The organism is Bacillus yapensis (assembly GCF_005280205.1).
GTDB lineage: Bacteria > Bacillota > Bacilli > Bacillales > Cytobacillaceae > Robertmurraya > Robertmurraya yapensis.
On sequence record NZ_SUND01000001.1, the window covers coordinates 200,472 to 214,272 of the forward strand.

Annotated in this window: 10 protein-coding genes and 1 riboswitch; of the genes, 1 reads left to right on the forward strand and 9 read right to left on the reverse strand. The window is 37.0% G+C overall.

Annotation, left to right across the window (positions count from 1 at the left end; all coding sequences use genetic code 11):
* Positions 1-2 precede the first annotated feature (2 nt).
* The 9 genes from FAR12_RS00980 to FAR12_RS01015 form a co-directional block, all read right to left on the reverse strand.
* Entirely contained in the window at positions 3-236 is a 234-nt protein-coding gene (locus FAR12_RS00980; RefSeq protein ID WP_126405370.1) for an acyl carrier protein, read from the reverse strand.
* Positions 226-1,296 (reverse strand): alpha/beta hydrolase family protein, encoded by a 1,071-nt coding sequence (locus FAR12_RS00985; RefSeq protein WP_246010265.1) that lies wholly within the window; start codon positions 1,294-1,296, stop codon positions 226-228. Before FAR12_RS00985 ends, FAR12_RS00980 begins: the two co-directional genes overlap by 11 nt.
* Positions 1,283-2,236 (reverse strand): ATP-binding protein, encoded by a 954-nt coding sequence (locus tag FAR12_RS23185; RefSeq protein ID WP_170972038.1) that lies wholly within the window; start codon positions 2,234-2,236, stop codon positions 1,283-1,285. Before FAR12_RS23185 ends, FAR12_RS00985 begins: the two co-directional genes overlap by 14 nt.
* Before the next feature lie 16 nt (positions 2,237-2,252).
* Positions 2,253-2,954 (reverse strand): SDR family oxidoreductase, encoded by a 702-nt coding sequence (locus tag FAR12_RS23190; RefSeq protein ID WP_170972039.1) that lies wholly within the window; start codon positions 2,952-2,954, stop codon positions 2,253-2,255.
* The gene (locus FAR12_RS00995) at positions 2,944-3,774 is read right to left on the reverse strand and encodes a 6-carboxytetrahydropterin synthase (protein ID WP_126405371.1); all 831 of its coding nucleotides are present in this window, start codon (positions 3,772-3,774) and stop codon (positions 2,944-2,946) included. Before FAR12_RS00995 ends, FAR12_RS23190 begins: the two co-directional genes overlap by 11 nt.
* A gap of 14 nt (positions 3,775-3,788) precedes the next feature.
* Positions 3,789-4,358, reverse strand: a complete 570-nt coding sequence (folE, locus tag FAR12_RS01000) for a GTP cyclohydrolase I FolE (protein WP_126405372.1) — start codon at positions 4,356-4,358, stop codon at positions 3,789-3,791.
* A gap of 123 nt (positions 4,359-4,481) precedes the next feature.
* A riboswitch (cyclic di-GMP riboswitch) is annotated at positions 4,482-4,585 on the reverse strand.
* Positions 4,586-4,681: 96 nt separating this feature from the next.
* On the reverse strand, positions 4,682-5,008 hold the full coding sequence (locus tag FAR12_RS01005) for an STAS domain-containing protein (RefSeq protein ID WP_126405373.1): 327 nt from the start codon (positions 5,006-5,008) through the stop codon (positions 4,682-4,684).
* A gap of 21 nt (positions 5,009-5,029) precedes the next feature.
* Entirely contained in the window at positions 5,030-7,114 is a 2,085-nt protein-coding gene (locus tag FAR12_RS01010; RefSeq protein WP_126405374.1) for a FapA family protein, read from the reverse strand.
* A 259-nt stretch (positions 7,115-7,373) separates the two neighbouring features.
* Positions 7,374-10,859 carry an ATP-binding protein gene (locus FAR12_RS01015; RefSeq protein ID WP_170972040.1) on the reverse strand — a complete coding sequence of 1,162 codons (3,486 nt, stop codon included), beginning with the start codon at positions 10,857-10,859 and terminating at the stop codon, positions 7,374-7,376.
* Between the two features lie 213 nt (positions 10,860-11,072).
* On the opposite strand from FAR12_RS01015, the gene FAR12_RS01020 reads away from it, so the two are divergent.
* The gene (locus FAR12_RS01020; protein WP_126405376.1) at positions 11,073-13,607 is read left to right on the forward strand and encodes a sensor domain-containing protein; all 2,535 of its coding nucleotides are present in this window, start codon (positions 11,073-11,075) and stop codon (positions 13,605-13,607) included.
* Positions 13,608-13,801: the final 194 nt, after the last annotated feature.

The following is a 13,801-nucleotide window of genomic DNA, read 5'->3' on the forward strand; positions in this document are numbered from 1 at the left end:
TATTAACTCTCCTCCATTGTCATCAATTGATACAATGCTCCAACTGTTTCTAAATCTTTATCACTTTGTAAATTGAATGAACCTAAATTAAATCTAGCTGTGAGCTCTACGATTAAGTTCACCATTTGTAAGGAATCCACATCTAACTCATCACGAAAAGACGCATCCTTATGAATTTTCTCTAAAGGTACTTTAGAGATATCAGCAATGACTTGTCTAAACTCTTCAAAACTCACCCTTCACGCCCCACTTTCCTTGAAACCACTCCATCGCTTTTGTGCGAATTTCCGGTAGCCTGTAATTGCAGCAATGCCCTTCTTCTTCATACTTGAGAAGTATTTTTCCAGAAGGGAGATTATCAAATAAGCCATAGATATCTTCATCCTTCACCATCACATCTTTCTTCCCATGGACGAGCAAAACAGGCCCTTGTAGATTGATCTGTGCATAGTCTGGAATGATTTCTTCGTCCGAAACAGCAAACATTCTTTCCATGAAATAATCAGGCATTTGAATCTCTTCATTTCTAAATGCCGGTGAAACTGCTACTACCTTGGAGACTTTTTTATTACTACTTCCATAAATAGCCCACGCTGCTCCAGAGCTTGTCCCAAAAAGAAAAATGTCTTGAGCGGGAAAAGTATTCGATGAATATTCAATGACCATGTCCACAAATCGTTCCCAGCACACTCTTGTCGCTTTTAATCCATGCCTTGTATACGTTTCTCCTTGACCTGGACCATCAAAGCTAACAACTATATAATTTTTTTCAACAAAATCCATCTCATAAGAAAAGAGCTCTTCTTTTGTTGAATCAATAGGATTGATAATGATGATGACGCCTTTTGGATTGTTTGGAATTCGAACTCGGCCGTAATATCTGTGCTCATCGATAGGGAATTCCACATATTCCGTTTTATAATCAGACAGTTGATCCGCTTTCTTAACAACTCGTAAACTTTGCTTCAGCCAATCTAATTTTTCTCCACCATGTTCAGGGATTAACCATTGATTCAGCTGATAATAGAGGGCTGCTGTACGATAAATGAATTCCGCTTGTTCCACGAGCCCGACTTTTTTTATTGATTCGGCCATTGTGTATTTTTCCTCTGCTAGTTCGCTCCAAGTTTTAAACCAATGTTCCTTTGTTATGATCGAGTGTCGTAGCTTTGCTAAATCATGATAGGAAACCCCATGTACAATCCAACGGTCCCAAAACCCTTCGAATAGACTTGCCGTTAAGAGTGTCTTATCAATGGTAGTCATTCTTTTTTTTTGGATATCAGTTGATAACACTTAGTTGCACCTCTTTCTCTTCCCAAGCATCAAATGTCAAAATGATCGTAGATCCACTTGATGATGTGTATAAGAAAATTTGCTTTGCCATTTTCATCATTAGGGTGAAACCTTGTCCCATTGATTTTTTCGTCGAATACCCCGCTAACAACACTTTTTTAGGTAACTGTTCAAGAGGAAAACCTGGACCTTTATCTTCGATCACAAACCTAATCTCACTGGTCTCTTCATTTTCAATCAAGGTCATTTTCCCTTCTTCAGCATGCTTGATTGTGTTTGTAATGGCTTCGGATAATACAAGTAACCAGCTCATCATTTTTGCTTTACTTAACTCTCTTTGTTCAAATCTCTCTTTTGCTAGATTACGATTTTTTGGAATATCGGAGCTTTCTTTAATCGTACCTTCGCAAAAAACATGACCTTTTTTATAATGCGCTAGCTCTTCTTTTGAAATGAGCAAAAACTTTCCTTGGCTAGCTGCATGGATGACATCACGATAAATTCTCCATTCCACATCTTCTTTGGCCATATCCTTATTTTCTTTTACAGAAGACAGACGAGAAAATAAATCGTTTTGATGAATTTCATATGCTTTCAACATTGCATTTTGATAATTCACATGGATGTTAAAATTCTTGATTTCTTTTACAATGTCTTTTTGCTCTCTGCCCCATTCCAACATTTTATCCGCCAAGTAGAGAGTCATTTCCGTTTCCTTTAATTCTTCTATTGATGGGTAGGTCTTCGTAGAAAGAGACATATAGAACAAGGCATCCCAGTCTAGGGAATCTAGATTAAGATACTGACCCAATTTTTTTGCAAGAAAGCCTCGGTTGGTTTTAAAAATTAATTCTGCATACGATATATCTGAGGGCGGAGACGGAAGCTCTATATATTTTGTTTCAGTAGATTTTTTAAACTTACTAAAAAACCGTCCCAACTTTAAACGTGCCTCCTTATAATATTCCAAGAGGCGGCATAATCGTGATCTCGTCGACAAAAGCGCCTTTTGGCTGATTAATTAGAAAAAGTACATGACTCGCAATTGTTTCTACAGGAATCATATTAGACATCTCTGGCTTCGGGTCGATCTCATCCCAAAAAGTACTACTAACTGATCCGGGCACCACAGATGTAACTTGTACCCCTCTGTGACGAAGCTCAGCCTGCAAAACCTTTGTTAGACCCATAATTCCGAATTTTGATGCAGAATATCCACCGCAGCCTTGCAAAGCTGTTGTACCCGCTATCGAGGCTAAATTGATGATGTGACCAACACCGTTTCCAACCATATGCTGACCAAAGTATTTGCAAGTTAAATAGGTCCCACGTAGATTGACTGCCATCATGCGATCAAAATCTTCCGTTCGCGAGTCAAGAACACTTTCAAATACGCCGAAGCCCGCTGAATTAATAAGGACGTCAATCGTTCCAAACTGCTTAACAGCTTCTTCATAGAATCCTTTTACAGATTCCTCATCCGTAACATCCACAGGTAATTGCAAAACATTTTCCTCTAGTTGTTTTACATTACTCCTACTTCCAAGAACGAGATTTCCACCAGTCTGACGAATAGCATGTGCTATTGCTTTTCCAATTCCGCGACTAGAACCAGTTATCGCAATCGTTTTTCCTTTTAACGTCACTCTATTCTCCATTTTCTTCTACTCCAGGACCGTAATATTCAAAGTAATTCTTTTCTGTTTCATACAAACCAATCTTGAATAGCTTTCCTAGCTTCGGTGCAAGTAATTGCCAAATCACCACTGCTACATTTTCAGAGGTTGGATTGATCTCTTTAAACTCTTCCGTATCTAAATTCAAGTGTTTATGGTCAAACTTTTGAAGGATTTCTCGGTCGACAATTTGGTCCATTTTCGCTAAATCAGCAATCATACCTGTCACCGGATCTTGTTCTCCACGAACTGTTACCTCTAGATAATAGTTGTGTCCATGTCCATATGGATTATTGCATTTACCGAATATATCTAAATTCTCCTCGTCACTTAATTGATTACTATGCAATCTGTGAGCTGTGCTGAAATGATACTTTCTTGTTAATCGAACCATAGGGGCATTCTCCTTTTCAGAATATAGAAAATCACTTTCTCTCAAGCGAATTTTGTGTAGTTGACAGTTTTCTAGCTTCCCACCTAACGCATCCCAAATATATGAAACTAAATTTTCTGTTGTTGGAATATTTTCTTTGAAGAAGTCATTTTCCTTATTTAAAAATTTCCCATTTAGTTTTTCTTCGACAAATGATTTTGCCACCTTATCAATATCTGTAATGTTCACAACAATGCCTGATTCGGAATCAAGCTTTCCTTTGACCATCACTTCCAATGTGTAATCATGCCCATGACCATTCTTATTTGCACAAGGACCAAAAGTAGCTTCATTTTGTTCTTCCGTCCAATGCTCAATCCGGTATGAATGCATGGCTGAAAAGGACAATTTTCTTGAGAGATAAAGCATATATTTTCCTCCTATTAGTCTCTTGCAAGAGCACGCTCAAATTCTTCAACAAGAGCTACATTGTTTTGAAAAGCACCTTTTTTAACAGTGGTCACAGTAGCTGAACCAGGCTTTTTCACACCTCTTGCACACATGCATAGATGCTGACCTTCTACACTAACGATGACCCCTTCTGGGTTAAGGACATTCATAATGGCATCCGCCATTTGGGTTGTCATACGTTCTTGTACCTGTGGTCTCTGTGCAACTAACTCTACCAATCTCGCAAATTTACTTAGACCGATGACTCTTCCATTTGGGATGTACCCAATATGAGCCTTTCCAAAGAACGGGATTAAATGATGCTCACAAAATGTGTAATAATTAATATCCTTCACTACAACCATGCCGTCATAATCTTCTGCGAATGTAGTTGTAAGTGCTGTTTCAGGATCGACTCCTACCCCCGCAAACACTTCGCCATACATCTTTGCTACACGTTTAGGAGTTTCTAATAAGCCTTCTCGAGTTGTGTCCTCACCAATTAAATCTAATATTGCTCGTACATGCTCTTCGATTAATCCTTTTTTTATTTCAACGCTCATATTTAAGTCCTCGCTCTCTTTTTGTATTAAAAAACGCTCACCAAAAATGATTGGTGAGCGTCCATTCGTCGTATACAGATCTATTTAATCTGCATATCAACAAACAACATTTTTCCAATCCTTTTCGGTAACCCGGCGGTCATAGCTTTATTTCCTCATTCAGGTAATACAGCCTTAGATCCGTAGCTTTGCGTCCTTATTTTTCAATAAGTTTGCTATTATCGTAGGAAGTCTATATTTAATTCATCGACACATAGTAAATTACTTCAAAGCGGTACATTATGCCTTACCATCCAAATGTTTCATAAAGGTTTAACCTCTTCTCAACTATGAAAGGATAGGACTTCATCACCCAAAATATCTGCAAGCTGGAGCATTTCAAATACTTCTTTAACCAAAGGTTGGATATTCGTAATGGTGACTTGAACTCCATCCTCACCCTTTTTAAACGTTTGAATTAAGTTCAGTAACAAGCCTATCCCTGTTGAATCAACAAATGGTACCTCTTGTAAGTCAATCTCTATGTGAGAGAATTGCTGAAGAGCAGGAATAATTTCATACTCCATCATTTCGGTTACTTCAATATCCAAATCTCCATGAAATTGAATAGTTGCATAGAGGTTATCGTGCTTTAGATTATAGGAAAACATATTTAAGCTCCTCTTCTCAATTTAAAAAATGATTCTTTCATTCTCATCTAATCTTGCTGTTATTTCTTTTCGCTCTTTTTGGAAAGTATATTTTGCTTTCCCAATTTGGATCACTGTACCCTCTTTTGCGTGTCCGATCTTTATCTTCCCATTGCTTGGAACCATTATTTTGCTGACAACTCCACCATCAGAACCAGTTTCTTTAATCGTTGCTCCAAGCCTTGCATATACTTCTCCTCCCCTTAAGACACCATGAATGACTAAATTACCACCTGCATGAATTTTTGAATTGTAGCACCCTTGGCCCTTAATGAGGACATCTCCGCCTGAAAAAATAATACTGTTATGAGCATATTTCATCTCAACTAAGCAGTCCTTATCCTTTTCTGGATCATGATCTTCAATCATTTCTTCTATTCTTATTAATAGTGAATTCAACCCATCAAGGGTATGATACTCATTTGAAATCGACGAAAGAAAACATAATCTTAATTGTTCCTCTAGTATGAGCCATTCACTATTTATCGACTGGCTTCCACTCTTTGTCAGTTCGCTGAACTGTTTTACAAAGATTATTAGAGGCTTAAATTTCTTTTCAACCAATATTTTGATTAATGAAAGAAGTCCTTTTCTAGCAAAATCGGTCGTCTTAAATGCAGGCAAGTTCATTAACTGCTTGATGGATGCATTCATCGCAACCATTTGTTCCTGAATTTGCGTTAATACAAAAATCAATTCAGAAGCAAAAACATTTTGTTGCCCAGCAGAGATCGTACTATTAATCGAATTTCCACTAACAATCACAGTTTCTCGAGAAGTTATAGTACTTGAAAAGACATTTCGATATATACTGATTTGACCCTCCGCTTCAACTAGCATGCCATCCTCAACATTACCAAGAACATCTATGTCCCCTTTAAAACGAAGATTACCTGAGGTAAAATTGATATCTCCTGGATGAACGAATTTTTGCATAATCGAGACTTTGGTCAGTAATCCCTTACTTTCGATAATCGGCCGTCCAGACTCAGTAGCCACAATTTTTGTACCATTTTCAATCATTGCTATACCTTTTCCAGTATGTATCGATAAAGGAAAAGTCGGCTTTGGCGGAATCGGCTCATTCGTTACCGTAGCCCCTGGCAATCCGGGAGTTTGCATATGAACAAGTGCAATAACTTGTCCTTTTTGTACAGTCGGAATTTCCTTTACTTCGCGAAAATCAAGGGAACCATCCGCACGCTCTTTTGGACCTACCTTGTTTTTCGTTTCCGTTAAAATCTCAATTCGACCGTTCTCTCCATCCTTCGGCGCGATCCCTGTAGCTATAACATATCGGCCTGGCTTTTCTGTATTTACGGCTTTCACAATTTCACTATGATTAAAACCATGAACGACACGTAGTTCCTCTAATTCCTCTAGTATTCTTTTATATTCGAGATTATTGATAACTTCTATCTTCTCTTCTGCTTCGATATTTATGTGAAAGTCTGGCTCCATATCTTTAACTTTATAACTCTTTCGAAAACCTGGCTCCACACGTAAAATTACATTTAGTCTTTGCGCGTCCATTGTGATTTCCCAATTAGGTTCGACCGTTTCCTCAATCGTCTCTATCTCAAATTGGTCCTCTTTTGTCGCTACCGCTGTTCCTTTCACCAATTCACCATTCTTCAGAAGCTTGACTCCTTTGCAAACCGTAATCGTAGGATACTTCAGTTCGGTAGGCTCGCAATGAATCCTTCCGTTTTTGATCCAAACCTTGCCTACATTGTCCTCTGGAACAAATGAGCCTTGTTCCCTTTTGAATAAATCAGCAACTTCTGTGTTATATGGGACTTGTTCTATATTCTCTATCACCTTTGATATAGAATGCTCTATTTCTTCTAAGGAAACTTCAAAAGACTCCTCTTTGAATTGCTTCCGTTCCTCTTCAAGCTTCGTCAATTTCACAACTGCTTCCTTTGAGCGAATACGCATAAAACCTTTTGATTCCTGTTGAATAATCTCGATGGAGACTTGTTCTTGCTTCGTTCCCAATATATCTAGCCCTTGCTGAATTGCTTCCTTTATGTCTTTACCTCTTGAGAGGATGGATTGTCCCATTTTATTCACCCCTTTGTAGTTCTCCTTCACCGGCGGTTGTGTATAATATTCACTAGCTTTAACTAGTAATATAAGAGGAGAGAACACGAAAATCTTTGTGTGATAAATGTAACTTTTTTACTATTTTATGTCTATTTGACTAGGGACACGATAGGCCATGATATCGACATTTCAATACAATAGTTGGGCATAAAGAGACAAAAACAGCACTTTTCGACAATAACGATCAAAAAAAGAGCTATCCATAACAGATAACTCTTCACGAAATATTAAGTGGTAAATTTTTCTTTATCGTATTTAGTAAGTGTGAGAGATCAAAAGGCTTTGTGATGTATTCGCTAAATCCCATTTCTATAGCTAACTTAATATCCTTTTCCATCGCATTCGCACTTAACGCAATCACAGGAATATCCTTAGTTTCAACACTAACTTGCAATCGTTCGAATACGTCAAATCCACTCATATCTGGAAGGTGAAGATCTAGCAGAATCAAATCCGGTTGCTGACTCTTTGCAATCTCTAAACCTGTTTTTCCATTTAAAGCATACATTAACGAGTAATTCGGTATCTTCTCAAAAATTCGTTCCATCAATTGCAGATTTGAAGGTTGAGCTTCAATATACAAAATGCGATAAGCACCTTCATCAGCAAATACAGAAACTTGGGATCGTACGGTTAAATCAGTCGTTTTTTTCCCTAACATTTGTTCATGTGGCAGTCTAACCCAAAAATCACTTCCTACACCAGGAGTGCTGCTTACCCCTACTTCGCCTCCCATTAATTGAACAATTTGATTGACAAGCGCCAATCCAATCCCTGTCCCTTCAATATGGGAATGCTCCAATCTATAGAAAGGTTCAAATATCGATTTCTGTTCATTTATAGGAATACCCATTCCAGTATCCCTCACACGAATTTCGATAAATGTATCCAAGCATTTGCAAAGAATTTCTACTTCTCCAGCTTCACGATTATACTTAATCGCGTTGTCTAATAAATTTATGATAATTTGCTTTAAACGGACTTGGTCTGAATACACATATTTATCAAAGCATTCACTTGTTTCGCTTACAATCGAAACCTTTTTCACTTTGGCACTTGATTCCACAATCCTGACGCATTCGTCTATTACATTCCCTATTTTGAATAGATCATTTGAAATCTTTAATTTCCCTGTTTCAATTCGAGCAAGATCAAGTATTTCGTTGATAAGGCTCAACAAATGACGTCCGCCTTTTAGTATTTCCTGATTAAAGCTTTGCTGTTGTGGAGAAAGTGTTGAATCGAGTTCAAGTAGCTGGGAAAATCCAAGGATTCCATTTAACGGTGTTCTGAGTTCATGACTCATTTTTGATAAGAAGTCTGATTTCGCTAAATTGGATTTCTCTGCTTCTTCCTTCGCCTCAATGATTCCCTGCTCCATCTTCCTTTGCATGGTGATATCTTCAAATATCCATAAATGGTGTCTGTTCTCATTATCAATCTCAAACGGAGAGTATATTCTCTTTAAGACACGCTCCTTATTGGTAATCACTTCATCTACGGACGGTTGATAATTAGTCAAAATTTTAAGATACCTTTCTATTTCTTTTTCCGTATCCTTAAAAATAGTAACTGGGACATCTTTATGAATGCTTTTCCCAACATAATCCAGAATCGGCCCATCCATTTCAAAGATTCGACAAAACGCTAAATTTAGAGCAGTAATATTCACATCACTATCCGTTACGATAACTCCATATGGTAAACTGTCAATTAAGGTTGTGATCAAAGCATTCACTTCTCTAAGCTTCATTTCCTGTTCTTTTTGCCAGGTAATATCAGACAAAGTCATGAGCACTTCAGGCCTATCTTTTATACTTAGAGGTTCTAGAAGCTTCGTATTCACTGAGAACCATTTAATCTGATCGTTTTTTTTCAGACCTAAGACCAACTTCGTTATAGCCTCTTTCGTCCTAAAGGTATTCTCTACAGGAGAATCATTGTATAAGTTCCCACTTTCATCAATTAAATGGAACGTCTGTCTATCTCTGAACCAATTAAACGGTTGGTCTTCTTGGACATCAAACATTCGATGAAAGTTATGATTTAGTGGGATTAATCTATGGTCCTCTGTGCAAATCATTATCGCTTCTGCCATCTCATTTAGGACATTATGATAAAACTTTTCCCCTTGTCGATGGAGCTGCTCTGCTTTTTTTCGATCCGTTATATCGACACCAGAGCCGATAACTTCTACCACTTTGCCGTTCTTAATCACAGGGCTAAGAGTAACGTAATAATCGACACCTTTAAAGTGAGTCTCAAAACTTGTGATTTCACCACCCCATGCTTTGTTATAGCTAACTAATATAGCTGAGGCATTTTTCTCCGGAAGAAATTCGGACACCCTTTTTCCTAAAACATAATTCGGATTCCAATGATGACGATAAAACAGTGCTCCTTCCGCTAACGTATGAATAAAATCATCACCGACTTTAATGATCTTAAATGTCATTCCCTGCTGTCTGCGAAGTGTATTCATTAAACTTTGTTGTGATTTTTTGATTCGTCCTTGATAAGCGACTATATCCCTGTTGTCTCTTGCTATGACAAAGACACTGACAAATTGATGATCTATTATGATCGGGATAAGGGTAGCCATTACAGGAATCCATTTGCCATCGCCACTCTTCATCCATGTTTCAAAATCCTTATTATTACCTTCTCGTAGAGTCTGAAATTTCTTTTTGATTACCTCTTGCTCCCCAGTGTTAAAAAGAGTGAATAGCATCTTAGAAGTTAGCTCTTCCTTTTGATACTTTAATATTTCCGTTACTTTAGAATTGACATTCTTGATTTCTCCCGTTGTATCCACTGTTAACACGACATTGGGATTATGTTCTAGAATCGACTTATAATAAGCTTCCGTAACTCTTTGTTGCTTCGTTGCCTGATTTTTATCAATATAAGTAATGGCATAAATAACGGTGATCACTAAAGTGGTAGCAATCCCTATTCCATATGCAAGCGCATCTTCAGTTAACCCATTGGTGAACAAATATAAACCATCAATATTTTGAAGCTGATTTGATGGAAGAATACCAATTATCCTAACAGCCATAAGGGAAATATAGTGTACCCCTGAAATCCCCAATCCCATTATCATAGAGCTAGTAATCATCTTTGATAATGAGAAATTTCGACTATCTTCTTTGTTACTGATTAGAAGAGTACAGGATATAGCTGAAATTAAAAATGCGATAAGTAGCGAGATGATAATCGTAAAGATATCATGGCTCATAATGTCCTCTAGATTTAAGGATTCCATTCCCAGATGATGCATACTAATAATGGCAAAACTCATTATCGCAGCATAACTACATATATTAAAAAGAGATGGTTTACAAAAGTTTATGATAGAAAACCCAAAATAAGATAAGATAATCGGTACTAATAAGGAGAGTAGAGTTAATCCTAAATGATAAGTAACAATGTGATGCGTATCATATGCTAACATGCCAATAAAGTGCATCGTCCATACTCCAACGCCCATGATGAACGCACTAAAAACAAGCCATTTTTTTTGGCTATATGTTGAATCTCGATACCTACTTATCATAGTAAATGATGCAAAAGACGCAATTATAGAAACCATTACAGATATTAGTACAAGCTTCACATCCAAAATACCCGAATATTCCATCACTTTTCTCCTATTTCTTAGAATATCTCTCATCATATTAAAGATTACTCTTACTGACAACCTGAATATTCTCCCCAAAACTGACATTTTCTACAGTTTTCGACAACGTTTTAGGCAGAAAATCCCACTAAACAGTCAGGTATTCTGACATTTTAGACCGTAAAATCTCCATTTCCCCAATATTTTTAAAAAAGGAGATTGTAATTTGTTACTATTAAATTCACAAATAGGTCTAAAGTAATTTATGTGATGTACAAAGGGGCGTAAAGATAGATGAAAGCACTTTTATATTTTTTGTTGTGTACACTCATTATTTTTGCAGTTTTTTACCGAAAGATCCGGTATAGAAACAACAATTCAAATATAGCAACTATTTATTCCTCAATAGAACAAGATTCGGATGCCATTTTCATATTAGACCGTAATGGAAAAATCATTGATGGCAATTCCTCTATAAAAAGAGTATTTGGCTATGAATTGGGAGAAGTCAATGAGCAGAGCTTTTTATCACTTTTGGATTCAAAGCATCACACTCTTTTTAGCTTACAATTTGGGCAATCAATAATTGGGAAGACCAAGGAAGTTCAGGTACATGGTTTCCACAAAAATGGTACTATCCTCATTTTAACTCTAAAATGTATTCCTTTTCTGAATCAAAAGAAATATCCATGTGTTTTTGTCGTAATTCAGGATATAACAGAACAGGACCGGGCGCGAAAGAATCTTCACAAAACGAATGAACAGCTTACCTATTTTTTAAACCATACCGTTGACGCCATTAACATCACCAATTTGAATAGTGAAATTGTTTATGTAAATCCGGCCTTCGAAAAAATGTTTGGTTGGTCAAAAGAAGAGATTTTGGGTAAGTTTTTACCTATTGTCCCCCCTAATTTAAAAGAAGTAGAAGAGCAAAAACGCCAATCTTTACTAAATGGTGAGACAATAAATAATTGGGAAGAGCAATTTATTAGAAAAGATGGCTCTCAGATCTATGTAAATACATCTATTTCAACCTTAAAAGATGAACACGGCAATATTGATGGATTTGCGGCCATCACAAGAGATATTTCCAAGCGAAAAAAAGCTGAGGAACGGCTTCGTGCTAGCGAAGAGAAATATCGATTAATAGCTGAGAACTCTACCGATTTAATTCGAATTGTAGATAAATCCGGACTTGTACTCTATGCTTCTCCCTCTCATAAAATATTATTAGGATTTGAGCCAAAAGAATTAGAAGGAGAGCATTTTCAAATGGATGTCCACCCTGATGATTCACCACGAATTCTCAAAATGTATGAAAAAATGAAAAGAAATCCGCAGCCAACCACTATGGTTTATCGCAGACAGCATAAATACGGCCATTATATTGATGTTGAAGCAAACTGTTCCCCTTTTTTGAATGAAAACAACGAGCTTAGTCATTATATTGTCGTAACTAGGGATATTTCCGAGAGAAGACAATATGAGAAAGAATTAAAACGCTTAGCCTATTATGACTCGCTTACCAAGGTTCGAAACCGGAGGTATTTTCATGATCAATTGGTTCATACCTTAAATGAATCTGAGAACAAAAATAAACAATTTGCCCTTCTCTACCTAGATTGTGATCGGTTTAAATGGGTGAATGATACGATGGGGCACGATATTGGGGATAGTCTCTTAAAAGAAATTGTTACAAGAATTAAGGCAGAAATACCATCACCTGATTCCATTTACAGGTTGGGAGGCGATGAATTTGCCGTCATATTATCGGATATCCATTCAAAAGAACAAATTGCATCCATTGCAGAAGGAATTATTAGTGCACTGCAAAGTCCTTGGGTTATAAATGAACATCGCTTCGTTACGACAAGTTCAATCGGAATCAGTATGTATCCTAAAAATGGTCTAGATAAACACACATTAATCTCGCATGCTGACCAAGCACTATATCAAGCAAAGCAAGCCGGGAGAAACTCATACAAATTTTATACAGATGAGCTGGAAAGAAAATTCGACCGCTTAGTTTTATTAGAGAACGATTTAAAGCAAGCTATCCGTAACGAAGAGTTTCAACTTGCCTATCAGCCACAAGTAAATATCCGAACTGGCATAACCAATTGTTTGGAGGTATTATTGCGCTATAAACACCCTGTCCTTGGGAACATTGGACCTGATGAATTTATACCGATTTGTGAAAGAACAGGGCTCATTGATGAGATTACCATTTGGATCATCAAACAGGTTGGGTATGAATATCAAAACTTGATTGAAAAAGGTTATTCTAGTGTCAAATTTGCTATTAACCTTTCTCCGAACTCGTTACGAACTCAGACAAATACGATGCAGATAGTAAAAGCAATTAAGGAAGCAAATATCCCACCAAATTTGCTTGAGTTTGAGATTACAGAACTTGCCTTTTTAGAGAACCTTGATGAAATATCACAAAGATTAAGTGAACTAAAACAATTAGGGGTTAGTGTCTCTTTAGATGATTTTGGCTCAGGGTATTCTTCATTAATCTATTTCAAACAGCTGCCAATTGACAAGATCAAAATCGACAAAACCTTTATTCAGGATGTTGGGAATGAAGATGGCAAAAAGGCACAAACAGTGATTAATGCAGTATTATTTTTGGCAAAAGAGTTACAACTCGAAGTAGTTTGCGAAGGTGTCGAAACAGAGGAACAGTTAATATACTTACTAAAAAACAATCTTTTGTATGCACAGGGATATTATTTTAGTAAACCTGTTTCTGAAAAGGCACTAGAGCAATTAAGATTTATGGAAACCAAGGAAACAGGTGAAAAAGTGTTATATTTCTAAATGCAGGTAGTCCCAGGTATGTTTTACTTGGGGCTTCTTTTATTTTCACCCAATGTTACTACACATAACTCCTTTTGAATTCGGGAATTGTAAATAAGTGAATGTATACCTGAGCTCATGGAGGTCTCTGTACATGTTTCATACATGGCTAAGCTATCCTAAATACTTTCGTTACGGCTTTTTCATTTTGTGGA